The organism is Thermostichus sp. OS-CIW-20, from assembly GCF_054061455.1.
In genome coordinates this window covers 16,813-35,434 of record NZ_JBSSEF010000013.1, presented here as the reverse complement: position 1 = coordinate 35,434, position 18,622 = coordinate 16,813, and the positions used below count along the sequence as shown (strand labels likewise).

Sequence of the window (18,622 nt, the reverse complement as noted above, 5' to 3'; positions counted from 1 at the left end):
GGAGAGGGGCTGGGGGTGAGAGGGTGGAGAGCCTTAGTAGCGATGCACCAGCTTATTGATGGGCTTGAAGATGTCGGCCTCAAACCTCTTGCCCTTGAGCATGCGGTTCCAGTACAGCCAGGGCAACAGGTGCACCTTGGCCAAGTACATGGAGTAGCGCTCCCGCGTTGGATCCAGGGGGAAAGAGGGAGCTAGCTTCCCGTCGTAGGCAAACTCTGCCATGATCAGGGAGTTGTAGCCGGTGATCAGGGGGCAGCAGGTGTAGCCGTCGTAGCGGGCCGGCAGCGGCTTGGACTGCATGGCCGCCAAGAGGTTTTCCGCCAGCACCGGCGCCTGCTTGCGGGCCGCGGCTGCCGTCTTGGAAGTTGGCAGGGAAGAGGCATCCCCCAAAGCAAACACGTTGGGGTAGCGGGGATGCTGCAGCGTCCATTTGTCCACCTCCACCCAGCCGCCGGGCCCTGCCAGAGGGCTGCGCTTGACAAAGTCCGGGGCGCTCATGGGCGGAGCCACGTGGATCATGTCGTAGTGCAGGCTCACCTCCTCTTTGCCGCCGTCGGTGGTGACTTCAAAGATGGCCTCCCGGGTCTCGGGCCGGATGGCCTTGAGGTTGTGCCTGAACTTCACCTGGATCCCGCGGCGCTCCACCACCTTCTCCAGGGCGGCGCTGTATTCGGGCACCGCGAAGAGGGTAGGGGTGGCGGTGCAGAAGATAACTTTGGTGTTGACGCCAACGCCGCTTTTGCTCTTGAAAACGTCGTCGGCCATGTACATGATTTTTTGGGGCGCGCCGCCGCACTTGATGGGAGTGGCAGGGTAGGTGAAGATGGCCGTGCCCCCCTGGAAGTTGCGGATGGTCTCCCAGGTGTAGGGGGCGTAGTCTTTGGAGTAGTTGCTGGTCACGCCGCCCTTGCCCAGCGCCTCCGGCAAGCCCTCGATCAGGTGCCAGTCAATTTGGATGCCGGGGGCCATGATGAGGTAGTCGTATTCGATAACTTGGCCATCCTCGGTGATGACGCGGTTGTGATCCGGATCCAGCTCGGTTACTCGCGCCTGGATCCACTTGGCTCCCCTGGGGATCACGGTTTTTTCATCGCGCACAAACTTGGCCAGCGGCGCAATACCCCCACCCACCAACGTCCAGCCGGGCTGGTAGTAATGCTTGTCGGATGGCTCGATGATGGCAATGTCGAGGTTGCGCTGGCGCTCCAGCAACTGGGCTGCTGCGCTGATGCCGGCTGCCCCTCCCCCGACGACGACAATCTGATGGCGGAGAACCGCCGCGGACCCCTTCGATCCGATCCCTTGCACCTCAGAGCGCGCGCCGTTTTGCGGCACTGCTGCTGACTGCGCCTGGAATTCCCTTGGCTTTGTAGTCGGCACCACGATAACTCCCTCTAAAACTCAAAACGGAAACAAAAAAGAGACCGATAGACCCGTCGGCCATATTAAAAACAGCAAGAGAGCCAACCAACCCATCCAAGAGCCCGGACAGGTCAGCTAGCATGGGAGGCCGAAGCACTTCGGCTCCCCACAAGCTCTAGCTAATCATACTACCTAATAAGAATATATTCATCCTTTCTATCTATCTGTCGAGAATTTTCAGCAAATCTTAGCCGCCTCCTTAAACGTTGTTGACGCTTGCCTTAGCAAGAGCTGCTCGGGGAGCGTTTTACTGGGAAGGGCAGGCGGCATCCGCTAGGCTGTCAGATGGAGGAAGGTCGGCAGCTCGTCCTGCAGTTGTGTTGTTGTAACTCAAGATTCCGAACATGGCCAAACCTTCATCCCCTGAGCTGCTCCCGGCCCTTGCCTGGCATGCCCTGCCGGAGGAGCAAGCCATCCAGCAGCTCCTCGGAGAGGAGCTCTCTTTGCCGACGCTGTTGGAAAAAGGCCTCTCCCAGGCGGAAGTGGAGCGGCGGCAGAAGCAGTATGGCCCCAATGAGCTGAAGGCCAAGGCAGCTACCCCCGCATGGGTCAAGTTTCTGCAGCAGTTTAACCAGTCGCTGCTCTACATCCTGATGGTGGCCGGGGCGATCAAGGCGTTCCTAGGCTCCTGGCGCAACGCCATCGTAATCTGGGCGGTGGTGGTGATCAACGCTCTCATCAGCTACATCCAAGAGTCCAAGGCGGAGGAGGCGATTGCCGCCCTGGCCAAGTCGGTGGTGACGGAAGTAACGGTGATGCGGGAGGGGCAGAAAGTGCGGGTGCCCTCGCGGGAGCTGGTGCCGGGGGATGTGGTGCTCTTGAGCTCGGGAGACAGGGTGCCTGCCGACCTGCGCCTGGTAAGCGTGCGCAACTTGCAGGTGGACGAATCGGCCCTCACGGGAGAGTCGGTGCCGGTGGAAAAACGGCTGGGATCCCTCCCCGAAGACACGCCGTTGGCCGACCGCCAGAACATGGCCTATGCCGGCAGCTTCGTCACCTTTGGCCAAGGGGCGGGGGTGGTGGTGGCCATCGGCAACCAGACCCAAACAGGCCGCATCTCCAAGCTGATCGAGGAAGGGGGATCCCTGCAAACTCCGCTGACGCGCAAGTTTGAGGCGTTCAGCCTGACCTTGCTGAAAATTATCCTCACCTTGGCGGCGCTCACCTTTTTGGTGGGCCTGGTGCAGGGCCAAGCGGCAGTGAGTGTCTTTGAAGCGGCAGTGGCGCTGGCGGTGAGCGCTATCCCCGAAGGCTTGCCGGCGGTAGTTACCGTAACCCTGGCCATTGGGGTTTCCCGCATGGCCCGACGCCATGCGATTATCCGCAAGTTGCCGGCGGTAGAAACTCTAGGCAGCGCCACGGTGATTTGCTCGGACAAAACCGGCACCCTTACAGAAAACCAGATGACGGTGCAGGCCATCTACGCCGGATCCCAGCTCTACCGGGTTACCGGCAGCGGCTACAGCCCTCAGGGCCAGATCCTGTCCCCGGCGGCTGATTCCCCCATCGAAATCCATCAATTGCCTGCTCTTGAGGCTTGCCTCGTAGCTGGCTGCCTCTGCAATGACACCCGCCTCCAACCCAAGGACAAGGGCCAGTGGGAGGTGGTAGGGGATCCCACCGAGGCGGCTCTGCTTGTGGCAGCTCAGAAAGGGGGCTTGGATCGAGAAGATCTGCAGCGCTGCCGCCCTCGCCTAGATACCCTCCCCTTTGAATCCCAGTTTCAGTACATGGCTACCTTACACAGGGTGGGGCCGGAGGAGCATTGCATTTACGTCAAGGGATCCGCAGAAGCTCTCTTGCTGCGCTGCTGCAGCCAGATGGGATCCCAAGGGGAGATCCAGCCCTTGGAAGCAGAGCCGATTCGCCAGCAGGTGGAGGCCTTGGCGCGGCAGGGGCTGCGAGTTCTGGCCTTTGCCCAAAAAACCGTCCCCAGCAGCCAAACTCAGGTGGATCACTCAGATCTAGAGGAAGGGCTGATTTTCTTGGGCTTGCAGGGAATGATCGACCCGCCGCGCCCAGAGGCCATTGCCGCCGTGCGCTCCTGCCAAACCGCCGGGATCCAAGTCAAGATGATTACCGGCGACCATGTGCTCACGGCCCAAGCCATTGCCGAGCAGATGGGCCTGGGCGGCGGCAAACCGGTAAAAGCCTACAGCGGCCGGGATCTGGAGCAGCTCGGCCCAGAGGAGTTTGTTACCGCCGCCAACGAGGGATCCGTCTTTGCGCGGGTGGTGCCGGAGCAAAAGCTGCGCCTGGTGAAGGCCTTGCAGTCGCAGGGTCAGGTCGTGGCCATGACCGGCGATGGGGTCAACGACGCCCCGGCCTTGAAGCAGGCAGATGTGGGCATTGCCATGGGGAGGGGCGGCACGGAAGTGGCCAAAGCCGCCGCCGACATGATCCTGACCGATGACAACTTTGCCTCCATCGAGGCCGCCGTCGAAGAGGGGCGCACCGTTTACAACAACCTGCTCAAGGCCATCGCCTTCATCCTGCCGGTGAACGGAGGGGAGTCAATGACCCTTCTCCTCAGCGTCCTCCTCAACCGCGAGCTGCCCATTTTGGCCATCCAGGTGTTGTGGCTGAACATGATCAACTCCATCACCATGACGGTGCCCCTCTCCTTTGAGCCCAGCACGGGGCGGGAGATGACCCAACCACCGCGGGATCCCGACGCCAATTTGCTTTCTCCCCGGCTGCTGCAGCGCATTCTACTGGTTTCAGCCTTTAACTGGCTCTTGATCTTCGGGGTTTTTGAATACATCGAACAAACCACCGGCAACCTCAACCTGGCCCGCAGCATGGCCATTCAGGCGCTGGTGATTGGGCGCATCTTCTACTTGCTCAGCCTCAGCCAGGCTATCCCTACCCTCTTGGGCCGCGGGCGCGCCAGCCAGTTGGAACGCCGCGAACGCCTAATGGATGTGGCGGCTATCACCATCGGCATTGGAGCGGCCATCCTGCTGCAGATCCTCTTCAGCCAATGGAGCCTGTTCAACGCTCTCTTCGACACGGCACCGCTAGCTTGGGAGCAGTGGGGCTTCTGCCTGGTGGTGAGCCTGCCAATGATTGGGGTGGCAGCGCTGGCCAACCGGGTGGATCCGGAAGGCGCTTCGCTGGCCCGCTTACCCAGGAAAACCTAAATCTTGGGGGAAGCCAGAGCGGCGGCAAGGGCTTGCCTCCTAGATGGCTACGCTCAGCGGTTGCCCTGGGGGATGAGGAGTTGCCGCAAGGCTTCTTTGAGGTGGGGATATTGGAAGGTGAACCCCAGCTGCAGCGCGGCTTGGGGGATCACTTTCTGCCCTGTTAGAACCACCTGAGCTGCTTCGCCCAGCAGCAGTTCTAGGGCTGGGGCTGGTACCGGCAGCCACGAGGGGCGGGCCAAAACTTGTCCCAAAGTGCGGCAGAACTCTTCCATCTGCACCGGGTTGGGGGCAGTGGCGTTGAAGACGCCGGATCCCTGTTGCAGCAGGAAGCAGACTAGACTCACCCAGTCGTCGCGGTGGATCCAGGAGACCCACTGCTTGCCAGAGCCAATAGGGCCGCCGAGGAAAAACTGAAAGGGGGCAAGCATTTGGGCCAGCGCTCCCCCATCGGGCCCCAACACGATCCCGGTGCGCAGGATGGCCAGGCGGATCCCCAGCTCCTCTGCCGGGCGGGCGGCAGCTTCCCAAGCTTGACAGACTTCTGCCAAAAAGCCTTGGCCCGGGGGATCCGCCTCCGTCAGGGGATCCCCTTCGGGATGGGATCCGTAGTAGCCCACCGCCGAGCTGCTGAGGAGCACCCGGGGCTTTTGCTGCAGGGAAGCAAGAGCCTGGACAAGAGCCTGGGTAGTTTCCACGCGGCTGCGGCGGATCTCTCTTTTCTTAGCTTCTGTCCAGCGGGAAGAGGCCAGGGGCTCTCCGGCCAAGTTGACAATGGCCTCGTAGCCTTCCAGAGCTGAGGCCCAGGCTTGCGGTTGGTAGGGATCGTACTCCAGCAGCTTGAGGTTGGGGGATGCTCCCAGAACGCGGCGGGCCTGCTCAGGGTGGCGGCTCAAAACCAACACCTCATCTCCTCGCTCCAGCAGGCGGGCCACCAAGCGGCGCCCGATAAAACCACTCCCACCCGTGATGGCAATGCGCATAGGCGGATCCCGATAAGCACCCTACAAGCCCCTGGGCTCTCTGTTGCCTTCGTCCTTTGGACGGCGTAGAGCTTGCCCAAGGTAGGAACCTCTAGCCTAGCGCGTTTCCGGGTTTGGCCATAGCCGGTTTTTCTCTGGGCTGTCCGGCAGTTCCTGCTTGGCGTTGACCGAAGACCCGGAAAAAGAGCCGAAATCCGCCTCCGCCGTACCGGAGTAGAGCTGAAAAGAAAAATGTTTTGGACCACCGCCTGACACGTTCGGAAAAATCGGCTTCAATAAGCCCTAGCTGCGCTTCCCAGTAGCAGAGGTGGTCTTTCATCCCCCGATTGCTTCCCTTCACCCGTGACACCCAAGTCTACTTCGCGTACCTCGGCTCGCCCCATGTCTGTCAATGAGGGGCAGGTTCCTCGGCCTGAGCTGGGCGTCTCTATTGCTCCGCGGCTGCGTCGTTTGCAGGGGCAGGGATCCCTGGTTCGGGCCGGAGCGCCCCCTTCTCTCCCGGTTCCCGGCCCGCGGACGATCCCCGTCCGGCCTTCCTGTTCAAGAAATCTGTCTCGCCTGCGGGAACGACGAGCCCCAGAGCCGGAGCCCCAAGCTTGGGAACTGCTCTGTCGCATCGGGGTGAACCTCGTGTTTACGGCGGCTGCCCTCGGCGGCCTGTATCGCCTTTTACCGGTGCAGTTGGCCCAGCACCACCGCCTGCAGGTTTTGGAGCAGAACCTCGAAGTCCTCTCAGCCCGAGTCTCACGGTTGCGGGAGGGAGTGGATCGCGGCATGGATCCCTTGCAGCAGCAAGCCCTCATCAAGGAACGCCTCAACCGCGTGCCGCCCGATCAAATCCAGGTGCGCCTGGTGGATCCCAGCGACCTAGTAGCCGACGCGGAGAAAAAGGCACCCCCCACCTGGATTGGACAATCTCCCCAGTTGTCCAGAAGGCCCTAGCTAGGACTGTTGCAGCAGCAGGGCCGCCTCTTTGGCAAAGTAGGTGAGGATCATGTCAGCGCCGGCCCGCTTCATGGCCAAGAGGGATTCCATCATCACCTTCTTGCCGTCGATCCAGCCCTTTTGCTCAGCAGCCTTGATCATGGCGTATTCGCCGCTCACGTTGTAGGCGGCCACGGGCAGATCTGTCGCTTCCTTGACCCGATAGATAATGTCCAGGTAGGCCAAGGCCGGCTTCACCATCACAATGTCCGCCCCTTCCGCCTCGTCCAGCTCCACTTCTCTAAGGGCCTCGCGGGCGTTGGCGGGATCCATCTGATAGGTTTTTTTATCCCCCCACTTGGGCGCGGATCCCAGGGCATCGCGAAAAGGGCCATAGAAAGCGGAGGCATACTTGGCGGAGTAGGCCAGAATCGCCACGTCGGTATAGCCTTGCTCATCCAGGGCCTCGCGAATGGCGCCGACGCGACCGTCCATCATGTCGGAGGGGGCCACGATGTCGGTTCCCGCTTCCGCCTGGGAGAGGGCCTGCTTAACCAACACCTCCACTGTCTCGTCGTTGAGGATCACCCCGTCCCGCACAATGCCGTCGTGGCCGTCGCTGTTGTAAGGATCCAAGGCCACATCCGTGATCACCAGGATCTCGGGGATCTCCTGCTTGATCCGACGCACCGCCCGCTGGATGAGGCCCTCCGGGTTGAAGGATTCTCGCCCCGTGGGGTCTTTCTTTTCTTCGGGCACCACCGGGAAGAGGGCCACCGCCGGGATCCCCAAGTTGGCCGCCTCCTCCACCTCCTTGAGGAGCAGATCCAGGGTGTAGCGGTAGCAGCCGGGCATCGACTCCACCTCTTGCCGCTGGTTCTCCCCTTCCATGACAAACAGGGGGTAGATGAGATCCTGCACCCGCAGGTGGGTCTCCTGAACCAGCTGGCGAAGGGCCTCGGTGCGCCGCAGCCGGCGGGGACGGTAGATCAGGTCTTGGCTCATAGGAGCAGGAGAAAGAGGGCCTCTCTATTTTGCCATGAGGGCCCTAGGAGCTCAGTCAAAGCGGAGGGGGAAAATGCCGCTCCAACCAGCAGCCAATTGCTTGCTGAACAGCTGCAGCCTCGCAGTCGTGCAAAAGGTCGTGGCGCGACTGGGGAAAATCGTAGACTTCACCCTTGGGAAGCCGACAGGCAAACTCCACAGCGCCAGCAGGATTGACAACAATATCGGCAGAGGTGTAGAGCACCAAAACTGGCAGCTCCAGCCGGTGGGCTTGTTCAAGGCAGCGCCGGCCGCTGCGCACCAGCTCCGCCGTAAACCGGGCCCGGGTAACACCACACACGTAAGGATCTGCAGCCAAGGCTGCCTGCTGCTCCGCTAGGGAGGTCACCCGCCCGGGTTCGTAGAGGCCGGTCAGGGCCAACTGGGGCAAAACCTTGTCCAAGACCTGTAAAAGACCCCAGGTAAAGTGGTTGAAATAGTGGTCGATACGAAAGGCCGGGGAGATGAGGATCAGCCCCTGCACTTGGTCGGGGTGAGCGAGCGCGTATTCCGTAGCCCAATTGGCCCCTGCGCTGTACCCGCACCAGACTTGGAGGATCCCTGGCTGGGGCCAAACTTGCTCGACGATTGCCTCTAGATCCGCCTGGTACTGACCAAAGTGCTCGATCCAACAGCGGATGCCATCTGAGCGTCCAAATCCCCGCATGTCAGGCGCCAAAACCTCCCAGCCCCGGGCCACTAGTTCTTCCGCCAAGGGGCCAAACCCGCCGCCGTGATCCCCTTTGCCATGCAACAGCAACACCCGCCCGCGCGGGGATCCCTGTAGCCAGTGGCGCAGAAAAACCGCGGTGCCGTCTGAAAGCTGTAGTTCCCGGGAGCAATAGATCTCTTGAGACGACGGAGGTCTTGCCTGACTGGGCAACCGCTCCTCTGAAGCATCCCAGTGGTTTAACTGATGAACTGGATTACCGGACAAGTCAAAAGGCATAGATAGGTACCCAGCCAGCAAAGCCGCAGATCCCATCCTCCCATTCCCCAGCCTTCTCCAACACTGCTGCCGCTGAGCGAGCGCAATGTTGCTTTTCGCTTTAAAACATTTCTTAACAATTTTGCCCCTTGCCAGGGATCCCTATCTGGCCGAGCTTTGCGGCTCTTTTCCGGCAAGTGTCCGAGGCGTTTTGGGGACAAATTGGGGCCAACGGCGGGAATGAGGAGCTGTTGGGAGGTATGATCTTGTGAAGAACTTTTGCCGAGCCTCAGGTCTGACGGGATCCCGTCTCCGTGGCTGTCGGTCTTTGCTCTACCATTGCTTTGTTGCTTGTTCGCTTTATCCACTTGGAAACGGGTCGCTGAAACTATGCTGTTACTGAAAATCTCTGTTTACGCGGTGGTAATCTTTTTTGTGGGACTGTTTGTTTTTGGTTTCTTGAGCAATGACCCTGCCCGCAACCCCAACCGTCGGGACATGGAATGAGGGATCCCGCATTTGGGCGTTCCTGGTGAGAAGGGCTTACGCCTTAAGGGGGTGCTTGACGCATCCCCTGCTTTCGCTTAGCTCTCAATCCAAAGCAACGGCTCGGCTTGCCTACTGAAAGACTGTAATCAGAAGAGTCTGGGATCCAGAGCGGTTTTGCTGGTCAAAGGCAGTGATTCGAAACTGCCAAACGCCGGCAGGATCGCCAGGAGCAACCCGGAAGTCGGTGTTGAAGCTACAGAAAGTGGCACCTGGGCTGCAGCCAACCTGCTGGGGGCTAAAGACTTCCCTTTGCACGCGCGTGCCAAGCGGGTTGAAGGTTTCCAGTTCCACAAACTGGGTTGAGCGGGCGCCGCCCGGCACACTGACCTGCACCGTGAAAGCCGGTGTGGAGGTGCCTACGCGCCCAGAGGTAGGCGGATTGATAAAGGAAACGGTTGGGCTTTGGGGTGGAATGACAATCGATCCGCCAGAGTTGCCGCTGTTGCCGCAGGCGGTCAGAGTGGTGGCTAGAAAGCCCGTTGCCAAGAGAGTTAGCGCAGCGCGTCGCATTCTTGCCTTTTCTCACGAAACTTTGCAGAAACCTGGTGAAACCTTGGAAACCCCTTGTCCCTTCTCTGGGGCAAGTTTGCCTCTAGGCTAATCTTTGCTGCTCCAGCCCAAGAGCAAATGCGCAATCGCGCAAAGATAGAAGGTCTTTTGCGCTAAAGCAGCAGCAAGCGCCGCAGGATCAGGGCTAGGAGGGCAGCGAAGCTGACCACGATGAGCTGTCCTGGCAGGGTATAGCCAGAGTAGAGCCGAAGCAACTGCAGCAACTCTCCATTCCAGGGCTGAGTAGCTAAGAGATAGGTGATCCCGGTCAGGTGAACCAGGGTCAGGGCCACCAAACCGGCGGCGGCCAAGTCTTGCAGACGCACCGGCGCAGAGAGGCTGGGCTGCACGTAGGGGTTGCGGCGAGGGGGAAAGGAGGCGCGCGGTAAATGAGGATCCGTTTGTCGAAAGGCCATTGTCCCGCAGGCCCAGGCTGCAGGCAGAAACCCGAGCAAATAGCCGAAGGCGGGCTGGTACAGGTATTGCCATCCGCCTCCTTGGGCAAACACCTGCAGCCCCGCCAACCCCAATCCCAGATAGACGATCTGAGCGCACACTGCCGCCACCGGCCCCGCCAGACAGGCCGTCAGCAGCACGCCGCCGATTTGCAGGGAAAAGCTATATCCGCCCACCCCTGGCCACTGAGGCGGCAAGCTCACCTGGGTTAGGGTGCCCAAAATGGTCAAGATCACCCCAATCGCGATCCAGAGCCATTCCAGAGGGGTTAACAGTCGGCCAGAGCGCATAGCCGAGGGGAAGTCTTTTTCTATGCTAGAAGAGGACAAAGTACAGAGAGAGTAAGGTGGTCAAGCCAGAATGGATTGAATTGGCGCAGGCCCTGGCCGAGGCTGCCGGAGCGGTGATCCGACCTTTGTTTCGCGGGGAGCTGAAAGCCGAATACAAGGAGGCCCGCTCGCCAATTGTAACGATAGCCGACCGGGAGGCGGAACGGGCGATGCGGGCGCTGCTGGCCGCCCACGTGCCGGAGCACAACATCCTCGGCGAGGAGTTTGGCTTCCACCAGACCGGATCCCCCTACACCTGGGTTTTGGATCCCTTGGATGGCACCATCGCCTTTTCCACCGGCAAGCCCACCTTTGCCACTTTGATCGCCCTGTTGGCGGAGGATCGCCCCATCTTGGGCCTCATCGATCAGCCGGTGCTGCGCGAGCGCTGGCTGGGGGTGCAGGGACAACCAACCCGCTGGATAACCCCCTCCACCCAACAGCTCACGCGCACCAAAGCCACCACTGAACTCAGCCGCGCCTACCTAAGCTGCACCACCCCCGATTTGTTCGCCCAGCCTGACCAGCGGCAGCGCTTTCAGCAGCTCAGCCGCTCGGTTCACATCACCTCTTACGGCGGCGACGGCTACCAGTACGGCTTGTTGGCCAGCGGCTACATCGATCTGGTGATGGAGTGTGGGCTTGCCCTCTACGACTTTGCTGCTCTCGTGCCTGTTATCGAGGGATCCGGCGGCCTGATTACCGATTGGTCGGGGGATCCCTTGACCCGCACGTCTAGGGGGGAAGTGCTGGCGGCGGCCAACCCCGACTTGCATCGCCAGGCCTTGGCTGCAATAAGCTCCGAGAGGTAGTCCCTAGCCCGAAGGTAAGCGCTGGGGAGCGATTGTTAGAAATTGTTGCTGACAAGATAAGGCTCTAGCCAAGTTCTTCGTCCGGCGCCCCCGTCGACAACCGGTACCGCCACCCCCGGCAGTGCCAGTTCAGACCAAAAGCGTACCAAGCTTTCCCTTTTCTCCATAGCCGTTTCCTGACACTTTCTGACCCCAAACTCAACTGCAGTTTAAGGCTGGAAGTGCTTATCTGGAGCGGGTTTATGGCTTTGGGTGGCTGGAAGCGGGCGAACGGAATCGAACCGTCAACAGCAGTTTGGAAGACTGCGGTTTTACCATTAAACTACGCCCGCACAGGCATTTGCCTCTGCAGCTACCTATACTAGCATCTGCCGGCAGTCTCCTTCTAAGACCATCGCCGCTCAAAGCAGAGAGACGAGATGCTACTCATCGACGCTGAAGCTTCTTCTGGCGTTTCTTTTGCCACTGCTGAAACTCCTTTTCGTAGCGTTCACCCTCCGTTTGATAGGCGTTCCAGCCTTTGAGGGAAACTGTCAAGCCCCAGCCCATGAGTATAAACAGCGACCAGGATAGCCCTCCGCCGGAAAGCCAGTCCAAGCCCAGCAGAAAGCTGTTGACAATTGCATATCGCCCCAGCAACTGGTAAAACTGCCGGCGGCGGTAGCGCTGGAATTCGCGATGTTGGCTGTTCAGCTCTTGCCAAGCCTTCCATTCCTGTTCGGCCAGATCCAGCTCTTGGGGGGAGATCCCCAGTTCGGCGGCCATCTCCTGCAGTTGGGCGCGGGTAAACTCGCCCAGACGCGGCTGGCGGGCCATGGCCCGCTGGAGAATTTGTTGCACGTCCTCTTGGCTGTACCGGGATCCCGACATTGGGTCTACACACAACCTTACAATTCTTAGCCCAAGTTAGCCAGATCTTGCAGCTCGTTAAGTTCGCCTTGCTGCAGAACCCAACCGCTAGACTAAACCTAGGCCAGCCCGCCAGGCGCTTTCTCCACGGCTAAGTTACTCCTTGCCAACCGAACTTGCCAATAGGGCTATGACTTCTACCCGCCCTAGATCCCGCCAGAGCCGTCAGAGTCGGACTTCCCTATTGAGCGATCTGCTGGAGGCTTTGCCCCATCTGCGCCCGCAACTTTATTTCAAGTCTTCTCTGGTTGCCCTTAGCCACGCCATCGAGGATCAGGTGTTGCAAGGTCAGGGATCCCCGTGGGTGTTCGCCAATTTTCAAAAGGAGCGCTACTACCGCCAGGAGGCGCGGCGCTACCGTCGCATCGGCGCGGTTGCCCAAGATGTGTTTGTGTTGGCTGCTCCCGATGGGGCTCAGGCCGACCTGCCCCCTGACTTTATCCCCCTGGATCCGGAGGATCCGCTGGCGCAGGAGTGGCATTTGATCGTTATCGACGCCCACTATGCCACCTGCTTGGTGTGTCGGGAGCGGCCCTGGCAGGGCAGCGACATGGATGCGGCCCGCCAATTCGATGGCATCTGGTCATTTGATCGCTCCGTCACTGCCCAGGCGGCTTTGGCTCTGTTGCCGAAGATCCTTGGCTACCGTCCGGATCTGGCCCCTCGCCTGGAGCCGGTTCGCCAGTACCTCGAAGGAGCTCCCCAGGATGCTGACAGCCAACTGAACCCCGGCCCTTTTACGGAGCGGCTGATCACCTATCTCCAGGTAGGGCAATACAAGCTGCAGCGGGCCTATCGCACCATTCAAGCTCAAGAGCGCAAAGAACACTTGATCAACCGCATCAGCAGCGCCATTCGCCAGTCTTTGCATCCCGGCGATATCCTGACCATTGCCGTTCAGGAATTGGGTCAGGCAGCGAAGGTGGGGCGCTGTTTGATCTACCGCTACGACGGTCAGGTTCCTGCTGTCCAGATCGATCACGAGTATCACACCCTGACGATGGGCAGCCTCAAGGGATCCCTCTGGCCCGTGCCAAGCAACCCTTTTTTGCAGGAGGCGATGGCCTCGGCCCAACTGGTGTGTTGCGAGGACACCCAAAAGGATCCGCGCTTGCAGCAAGTGCCGGAGCTGTGGCAGGCGGCGCAAATTCGCGCTTGGGTGGCCATGCCGATTCTCTATCAGGGGCGGTTGCTGGGCCTATTGGAGCTGCACCACCAACACCCCCGCCGCTGGCAGCTGGCCACCCTGGAGCTGGCGGAAGCCATTGCCAACCAGGTAGGAGTAGCCCTCCTGCAGGCAGAAGCCTATCAGCACCTGGAAGAGCTGAATCGCCAGTTGCAGGCTCTGGATCGGGCCAAGTCGGAGCTGATTGCCGTGATCGGGCACGAGCTGCGCACTCCTTTGTCCACCATTCAAGTGTGTCTGGAGTCTTTGGCCGGCGACCCCGACATGCCCTTGGAGAGGCGCCAGGAGATGTTGAATGCGGCCCTGCAGGATGCCGGTCGGCTGCGGGAGCTGGTGCAGGATTTTCTCACCCTCTCCAAGCTGGAAAGTGGTCGCGTTCGCTGGCATATTGAGCCGCTGTCTGCCCAAGAATGCGTGGAGCTGGCCCTGAGCAACGTGAAAGCGCGACGACGGCACGAGGAGTTACCCACCATCGAGCAGGCGCTGCCCAAACGGCTGCCGATGGTCAGGGCAGATGGCGAGTGGCTGGTGGAAGTGTTGCGCAAGCTGTTGGACAATGCCTGCAAGTTTACTCCTCCCAGCGGGCGGATCTGGATCCGGGCAGAGGTGGAGCCACCAGCCGGCGAACCTGGAGAAGCGATGGTGAGATTTACTGTGGCCGACAGCGGGCGAGGCATTGAGCCGGAGCGGTTGCAAGCCATCTTCGAGCGGTTTTACCAGGCAGAGGGATCCCTGCGCCGTTCCGTGGGCGGGACGGGTTTGGGGCTGGCCATCTGCCGGCTGATCGTTGAGGCGATGGGGGGGCGCATCTGGGCCGAATCGCCGGGGATCAACCAGGGCAGTGCCTTCCACTTCACCCTGCCGATAGCAAACCCACGAACCCAGACTCAGCCCTCGATGGCCGCCTGAAAAGTGGGGGGCTGCCAGGCTGCTGCGATGAGCTGGGATCCCAGCCGGCAAATGCAAACCGCGAATGTCCAACAAATCAGGTTGCCGCATAGCTCCCCTCTCCCAAAGGGAGAGGGGCTGGGGGTGAGGGATGGCACGCCCTATTGGGAGTATAAACTCAGGCAGCGCTCCCGAATGGCCTGGAGATTGAAGGCCAAGTCTCGGCAGATGCGCCGTTCCACCAGGCCGACCGGCATGCGGCGCGGCGGCTTCACCTGCAGGTGGTAGGTGAGCAAAGTTTGCTGGTTTAGCCACTCGGCCAGCCCCCAAAACCCCTCGAAAAGGAGAAAGTCCCCCTCTATTTCTTGGAAGCGAAGCTGGTGGGGAAAGATTTCCTCAATGGCCAGCACCACTGCCGCCGAAAAGCGGGCAAAGAGAACCTTTTGGGATCCCACCTGGCGTACCAGCTTGCGGCCGTTCTCGCTGCCGAGGAAGCGGCTTTCCACCAAGTTGGGCACAAACTCCGCCAGATGGTCGTAATCGGTTAAAACCTGCCAAACCCGCTGCCGCTCCACCGGGATCAAGACGCAACCTCGCACTTGGCGGCGGCGATCCCCCAAGTCCTCCACCTCCACTTGGATGTCTTCGGGAACTGGGATCCCGTCTTGCGGGGCAGGGTCTGGGAGGCTTTGGGGATCCTGTGCGGAGTCGGAAGGCATGGCCAGCAATCGAAGCGCGTCAGGGTTGCAGAACAAAGGGGAAGGGCCGGCAGCCCCAACCTAAGCCCAGTCCATTGTACGAGGAATTGTATAGGGGACAACGCGCTAGGGGAAAAAGGCCCGGAACCAGGCGACGATCACCTGCCACACCTGCTCCAAAAAGGCGAAGGGATCCCGCAGCTCCTGCAACACCTGCCGCGGGCCAATTCTAAAGACCACGTACAGCACGGCCAGGAGGACCACGATCCCCACCGCCGTCCAGATGGCCTCCCGAACCACCCGCACCCAGAAAACCAGCACAAAAATGGCGATGGCCACCGCGGCCACCAGCGGCAGGGTCTCCAGTACCATCGCGTCCTCCCTTTGGCTTGGGTTTTGGCCTCTGACCTTAATCTACCCAGTCGAGCCCTGTTGTAGATGCGCCGGGGATCCCATCCCGTAAAATGGGATCACCCCGATGAGCCTTCTTTGCTTGGCTAGACCTATGGACATCATCACCTTTGGCTGGGTTGCCGTTGCGGCTTTCTTCGCCCTTTCCATTGCCTTCGTGGTTTGGGGCCGTAACGGCATGTAGCCCCAAGCATCCCCCTTGTCCTTCGCTACCTCTGGCTCTATGGAAACCGACTTGCCCTGGGTGGCCCGCCTTGCGTATGGGAGCATCTTTTTGCTCTTGACGGCTGTAACGGTGGGCGTTGGCTACATCACCTTTATCGACTGGCGGGATCGGCGGCGGCGCAACGAGGCAGAACGGCAGGCTCGCCGCTCCAAGCGTCGCTAGCTCCTGGGGTTCTGGGAGAGGGGCCAAGAAGTTTCTCATCTCAATCGGGCTTACCGCCAACAACCCTCAGAGTAGGAGAGGCTACCGGGGGCAAGGGATCCTCAGGCTGGAGGCAAGAGAGCTCTTGCAGGAGGCTCTGGTTGGCTTCCCAGAGAGCTTGCAGGTTGTAGCCAGCGTAGGTGGGCAGAAAGTCGGCCAGCTTGCGGTTGGCCTCCCCCAGCAGGATCATGCAGCCGCGGCGGTTGCCGTTTTGCAGGTGGTAGTAGGCCACGGCGGTTTGCAACAGCCCCTGGTAGAAGCGCCGCTCCGGATCCACCGCTTCCATCCACAGGGCCTCCAGGGTGTCGTGGCAGGCGTAGAATTCCCCCCGGTTGAATTGCTCAACCGCCCGTTGCAGCGCTTCCAAATCGCAATCGCCCATCACGCGGTGCAAGAGGTCTGCCCAGGCAGGGATCCTTGCGGCAACACCAGGGTAAAGCACGTCTTGCCCTGGCCGCTTTCTATAGAGACGCAGCCCCCCAGCCGCTGCATCCACTGCTTAACCAAAGCCAGCCCCAGGCCGGTGCCGCCCCGCTTCCAGGGATCCCCGCTGGGGATGCGGTAGAACTTCTCGAAGATGCGCTCCCACTCGCTGCGGGGAATCTCCACCCCCTCGTTGACCACCCGAATTTGCACTTGTTCAGGGCTGAGGCGGCGCGCCGTCACCGTGATGCGGTGCTGAGGCGGGGTGTACTTGCAGGCGTTGTTGACCAGCTCCTGTACCACCCGCGTCAAGGCGGCCTGATCCGTCACCACCTTGCCCACCTTCGGGTCAATCTGCCACTGCAACTGTTGCTGATTGGCCTCGGCCCGCTGCACAAAGGGCTGCAGCACAGTGGGCAGCCAGGCGGCCAGGGACACTTCTTCAAGATGAAGGGGTTTGGATCCCTGCTCCAACCGCTGCAGATCCAGCAGATCGTTGATCAATTCCGCCTCGCGCTCGCACTCCTGCTCTAGGATTTGCAGATATTGCTCCCGTTTTTGGGGGGTGCGGGCCATTTTCAGCAGTTGGATGGCCATTTTCATGTTGGTGATGGGGGTGCGCAGCTCGTGGGAGACGGTGTTTAAAAAATCATCTTTGAGGCGGTTGAGGCGCTCCAGCTCGCTGATTTGTTGCACCGAGGCCTGGTAGAGGCGAGCCTGGCGGATGGCGATGGCACAGTGATCCGCTACCTGCTGTACCACCTGCATCTCCAGGGTATCAAAGCACTCGGCTGCCGCCTTGGCCAACCACAGATCGCCCAACGCCCCCTGGTCATCCCGCAGCGGGCAAACCAAAAGCGTCAGCCCTTCCCGCCGTGGGATCCAGCTTTGCCCCGGCAGATGGCACAGTTGCGCCGCCTGCCCCCTTTGCAGTTGTCGGTAGAGATCTGGGTAGTCGGCCAGGGTTAGGGTGATCCCGCCGGCGGGCGGCAGGGCGGCGGTGTATTCATAGCGCACGGTGGCCTGGCCGGCTGCTCCCTCGTAGAGGCAGAGATCGCAGCCTTGGATGGGCAGCCCCAGCGCCAACTCCTGCACCACCGCCCGCAGGATCTGGGCTTCGTCTAGGCTGCTGCGCACCTGGTCGGTAACCCGCTGCAAGAGGGCATCCATGGCCAAAGAGCGCTGCAGGGCCGCCGTCCGCTCCTCTACCTCGTGCTCCAGACGGGCGTTGAGATCTTGCAACTGCCGGTAGAGCTGGTTTTGCGCAATCGACAGGGCCAGGTGCACCGCAGCGCGGCCGACCAGCTCCAGCTCCGCGGCCGACCAGGCCTTGGGCTCGTCAACTTTCAGCTCCCGCCAAGCGGCAAAGGAGATCAACGGCAGTTCTTGACGGGGATCCTCCCCACCTTCCCCTTGGGCGGGCCAGCGGTAGCCGGCCCAGTGGGTCTCTTGGCAGAGGGCGCCGCGAAAGACGCTCAGCCAGCCCACCAGCTGCTCGTTCCAAACCAGCGGCACCGCCAGCAGCCCGCGAATGGGCGTCTGCTGCAGCTGGGCCTGCAGTTCTGGCCACTTCTCCAACTGGGAAAGCGACCACGTCTTCACCCCCTTTCCTGCTGTCTTGGGCCTTCCCACCTGCTCCTGCAGCCAGGCGTCGTAGCCTGCCGGCGGCTGGATCCCATGGTGGCAGAGGGTGTCCAGGCCCAGGAACCGGATGCGCAGCCGCGCCCCGATCCCTTGGAGGCCGGCGGTAAGCTGCTCCAGCACAGTGGTCAAGGTGGTCTCGGGGTGGAGCGGCGAGTACACCAGCGCCGCAATTTGGTTAATCAAACGTTCCTGCTGCGCCTTTTGCCGCGCCTGCTCCAGCAATTCCGCCTGGGCAATGGCAATCGACACCTGATCCGCCACCAACTGCACCACCTGCAGCTCTTCGGCAGAGTAGGAGCGGGGCTCGGCGTGGTGGGAGACCAAGAGCCCCCACAACTGCTGGTGATGCAGGAGGGGTACCACCAGGGAGGAGGCCACCCCCATGCACTTGAGGTAGTGGGCATGGCAGGGATCCACCAGCCGCTGCGGCACCTCGCCCAGGGGCAAAGGCCGGGCCTGGGCAAAGTGGCCCAGCGACTCCGGCTGGCTGAGGAAGCGGGTCTGGGCCTCCACATCCACGATCACCCGCACCTGGGCCAGGCGAAACAGCTGCCGCGCCTCTTCTGGGATATCCCCCGCCGGAAACGATAGGCCCAAGAGGGAGGGCAACCGCTCGGCTTGTCGGGCTTCCGCCACCACCGTCCCATGGCCTTCCGGGTCGAAGCGGTATACCTTGACCCGATCCGTGCCCAAAAAGGCGCGCACCTCCTCCACCGTTGCCCTCAGGATCTGATCCAGCTCCAGGGATTGCCGGATCTGGTGGGTAATGCGGTTGATGAGGACATCCCGGCTGGCGCAGGCTGCAGGGGCCAAGGTTTCCATAGCTATAGGGGAGTGCAAAAGTATTGGAAGCTACACCTCCTCTTTCACGATAGCGCCCCCTGCCGGGAAGTTAGA

At 61.0% G+C, this 18,622-nt stretch carries 19 protein-coding genes and 1 tRNA gene; 7 read left to right on the top strand and 13 right to left on the bottom strand.

The genetic code is table 11. The features are described from left to right. Window positions 1-33: 33 nt before the first annotated feature. Window positions 34-1,308: an NAD(P)/FAD-dependent oxidoreductase gene (locus ACVWXC_RS06795; protein WP_011431532.1), complete on the bottom strand. Its 1,275-nt coding sequence runs from the start codon at window positions 1,306-1,308 to the stop codon at window positions 34-36. Between the two features lie 458 nt (window positions 1,309-1,766). Here ACVWXC_RS06795 and ACVWXC_RS06790 point away from each other — a divergent pair, with 458 nt between their 5' ends. Continuing rightward, a complete protein-coding gene (locus ACVWXC_RS06790; protein WP_457391775.1) occupies window positions 1,767-4,565 on the top strand; it encodes an HAD-IC family P-type ATPase in 2,799 nt (932 codons plus the stop codon). A gap of 53 nt (window positions 4,566-4,618) precedes the next feature. On the opposite strand, the gene thyD is transcribed toward ACVWXC_RS06790, so the two are convergent. After that, entirely contained in the window at window positions 4,619-5,548 is a 930-nt protein-coding gene (thyD, locus tag ACVWXC_RS06785) for a thylakoid membrane protein ThyD (protein ID WP_457391773.1), read from the bottom strand. A 96-nt stretch (window positions 5,549-5,644) separates the two neighbouring features. Continuing rightward, window positions 5,645-5,824, bottom strand: a complete 180-nt coding sequence (locus tag ACVWXC_RS06780; protein WP_143596988.1) for a hypothetical protein — start codon at window positions 5,822-5,824, stop codon at window positions 5,645-5,647. Window positions 5,825-5,929: 105 nt separating this feature from the next. Between ACVWXC_RS06780 and ACVWXC_RS06775 the strand changes: the two genes are divergently transcribed. Beyond that, complete coding sequence (locus ACVWXC_RS06775) at window positions 5,930-6,490, top strand: slr1601 family putative cell division protein (RefSeq protein WP_228375367.1); 561 nt, start codon at window positions 5,930-5,932, stop codon at window positions 6,488-6,490. Here the strand turns inward: ACVWXC_RS06775 and hemB are convergent, their stop codons facing one another. Continuing rightward, window positions 6,491-7,477: a porphobilinogen synthase gene (gene hemB, locus ACVWXC_RS06770; RefSeq protein WP_011431536.1), complete on the bottom strand. Its 987-nt coding sequence runs from the start codon at window positions 7,475-7,477 to the stop codon at window positions 6,491-6,493. A 55-nt stretch (window positions 7,478-7,532) separates the two neighbouring features. Further along, entirely contained in the window at window positions 7,533-8,465 is a 933-nt protein-coding gene (locus ACVWXC_RS06765; protein WP_457391770.1) for an alpha/beta hydrolase, read from the bottom strand. 369 nt (window positions 8,466-8,834) lie between these two features. Between ACVWXC_RS06765 and ACVWXC_RS06760 the strand changes: the two genes are divergently transcribed. Then, window positions 8,835-8,951: a photosystem II reaction center protein I gene (locus ACVWXC_RS06760; protein ID WP_011431538.1), complete on the top strand. Its 117-nt coding sequence runs from the start codon at window positions 8,835-8,837 to the stop codon at window positions 8,949-8,951. Window positions 8,952-9,062: 111 nt separating this feature from the next. On the opposite strand, the gene ACVWXC_RS06755 is transcribed toward ACVWXC_RS06760, so the two are convergent. Continuing rightward, complete coding sequence (locus ACVWXC_RS06755; protein WP_011431539.1) at window positions 9,063-9,503, bottom strand: hypothetical protein; 441 nt, start codon at window positions 9,501-9,503, stop codon at window positions 9,063-9,065. A 152-nt stretch (window positions 9,504-9,655) separates the two neighbouring features. Beyond that, on the bottom strand, window positions 9,656-10,288 hold the full coding sequence (locus tag ACVWXC_RS06750; RefSeq protein ID WP_011431541.1) for a biotin transporter BioY: 633 nt from the start codon (window positions 10,286-10,288) through the stop codon (window positions 9,656-9,658). Window positions 10,289-10,344: 56 nt separating this feature from the next. Between ACVWXC_RS06750 and hisN the strand changes: the two genes are divergently transcribed. Then, entirely contained in the window at window positions 10,345-11,139 is a 795-nt protein-coding gene (gene hisN / locus ACVWXC_RS06745; RefSeq protein WP_011431542.1) for a histidinol-phosphatase, read from the top strand. 261 nt (window positions 11,140-11,400) lie between these two features. Here the strand turns inward: hisN and ACVWXC_RS06740 are convergent. Next, window positions 11,401-11,471 (bottom strand) — tRNA-Gly (locus tag ACVWXC_RS06740). A 94-nt stretch (window positions 11,472-11,565) separates the two neighbouring features. Further along, complete coding sequence (locus ACVWXC_RS06735) at window positions 11,566-12,009, bottom strand: 2TM domain-containing protein (RefSeq protein ID WP_099884457.1); 444 nt, start codon at window positions 12,007-12,009, stop codon at window positions 11,566-11,568. Window positions 12,010-12,178: 169 nt separating this feature from the next. On the opposite strand from ACVWXC_RS06735, the gene ACVWXC_RS06730 reads away from it, so the two are divergent. Beyond that, complete coding sequence (locus ACVWXC_RS06730) at window positions 12,179-14,143, top strand: DICT sensory domain-containing protein (protein ID WP_011431544.1); 1,965 nt, start codon at window positions 12,179-12,181, stop codon at window positions 14,141-14,143. Window positions 14,144-14,283: 140 nt separating this feature from the next. Here the strand turns inward: ACVWXC_RS06730 and ACVWXC_RS06725 are convergent, their stop codons facing one another. Further along, entirely contained in the window at window positions 14,284-14,841 is a 558-nt protein-coding gene (locus ACVWXC_RS06725; RefSeq protein ID WP_457391766.1) for an SRPBCC family protein, read from the bottom strand. Window positions 14,842-14,946: 105 nt separating this feature from the next. Continuing rightward, window positions 14,947-15,192: a hypothetical protein gene (locus ACVWXC_RS06720; RefSeq protein ID WP_011431547.1), complete on the bottom strand. Its 246-nt coding sequence runs from the start codon at window positions 15,190-15,192 to the stop codon at window positions 14,947-14,949. 106 nt (window positions 15,193-15,298) lie between these two features. Here ACVWXC_RS06720 and ACVWXC_RS06715 point away from each other — a divergent pair, with 106 nt between their 5' ends. Next, complete coding sequence (locus tag ACVWXC_RS06715; protein WP_240527309.1) at window positions 15,299-15,415, top strand: cytochrome b6-f complex subunit PetN; 117 nt, start codon at window positions 15,299-15,301, stop codon at window positions 15,413-15,415. 15 nt (window positions 15,416-15,430) lie between these two features. Continuing rightward, window positions 15,431-15,619: a hypothetical protein gene (locus ACVWXC_RS06710; protein WP_011431549.1), complete on the top strand. Its 189-nt coding sequence runs from the start codon at window positions 15,431-15,433 to the stop codon at window positions 15,617-15,619. Between the two features lie 40 nt (window positions 15,620-15,659). On the opposite strand, the gene ACVWXC_RS06705 is transcribed toward ACVWXC_RS06710, so the two are convergent. Then, entirely contained in the window at window positions 15,660-16,040 is a 381-nt protein-coding gene (locus ACVWXC_RS06705) for a DUF309 domain-containing protein (RefSeq protein ID WP_041438668.1), read from the bottom strand. Next, window positions 16,040-18,547 carry a sensor histidine kinase gene (locus ACVWXC_RS06700; protein ID WP_457391763.1) on the bottom strand — a complete coding sequence of 836 codons (2,508 nt, stop codon included), beginning with the start codon at window positions 18,545-18,547 and terminating at the stop codon, window positions 16,040-16,042. The genes ACVWXC_RS06705 and ACVWXC_RS06700 overlap by 1 nt, the downstream gene beginning before the upstream one ends. Window positions 18,548-18,622: the final 75 nt, after the last annotated feature.

What these genes read in the sequence shown, in the direction of transcription:
- ACVWXC_RS06750 (WP_011431541.1), bottom strand. Translation starts at nt 10,288, where the DNA reads ATGCGCTCTGGCCGACTGTTAACCCCTCTGGAATGGCTCTGGATCGCG.
- hemB (WP_011431536.1), bottom strand. Translation starts at nt 7,477, where the DNA reads ATGAGCCAAGACCTGATCTACCGTCCCCGCCGGCTGCGGCGCACCGAG.
- ACVWXC_RS06725 (WP_457391766.1), bottom strand. Translation starts at nt 14,841, where the DNA reads ATGCCTTCCGACTCCGCACAGGATCCCCAAAGCCTCCCAGACCCTGCC.
- thyD (WP_457391773.1), bottom strand. Translation starts at nt 5,548, where the DNA reads ATGCGCATTGCCATCACGGGTGGGAGTGGTTTTATCGGGCGCCGCTTG.
- ACVWXC_RS06755 (WP_011431539.1), bottom strand. Translation starts at nt 9,503, where the DNA reads ATGCGACGCGCTGCGCTAACTCTCTTGGCAACGGGCTTTCTAGCCACC.
- ACVWXC_RS06720 (WP_011431547.1), bottom strand. Translation starts at nt 15,192, where the DNA reads ATGGTACTGGAGACCCTGCCGCTGGTGGCCGCGGTGGCCATCGCCATT.
- ACVWXC_RS06760 (WP_011431538.1), top strand. Translation starts at nt 8,835, where the DNA reads ATGCTGTTACTGAAAATCTCTGTTTACGCGGTGGTAATCTTTTTTGTG.
- ACVWXC_RS06765 (WP_457391770.1), bottom strand. Translation starts at nt 8,465, where the DNA reads ATGCCTTTTGACTTGTCCGGTAATCCAGTTCATCAGTTAAACCACTGG.
- ACVWXC_RS06735 (WP_099884457.1), bottom strand. Translation starts at nt 12,009, where the DNA reads ATGTCGGGATCCCGGTACAGCCAAGAGGACGTGCAACAAATTCTCCAG.
- ACVWXC_RS06730 (WP_011431544.1), top strand. Translation starts at nt 12,179, where the DNA reads ATGACTTCTACCCGCCCTAGATCCCGCCAGAGCCGTCAGAGTCGGACT.
- ACVWXC_RS06700 (WP_457391763.1), bottom strand. Translation starts at nt 18,547, where the DNA reads ATGGAAACCTTGGCCCCTGCAGCCTGCGCCAGCCGGGATGTCCTCATC.
- ACVWXC_RS06705 (WP_041438668.1), bottom strand. Translation starts at nt 16,040, where the DNA reads ATGGGCGATTGCGATTTGGAAGCGCTGCAACGGGCGGTTGAGCAATTC.
- ACVWXC_RS06775 (WP_228375367.1), top strand. Translation starts at nt 5,930, where the DNA reads ATGTCTGTCAATGAGGGGCAGGTTCCTCGGCCTGAGCTGGGCGTCTCT.
- ACVWXC_RS06790 (WP_457391775.1), top strand. Translation starts at nt 1,767, where the DNA reads ATGGCCAAACCTTCATCCCCTGAGCTGCTCCCGGCCCTTGCCTGGCAT.
- ACVWXC_RS06715 (WP_240527309.1), top strand. Translation starts at nt 15,299, where the DNA reads ATGAGCCTTCTTTGCTTGGCTAGACCTATGGACATCATCACCTTTGGC.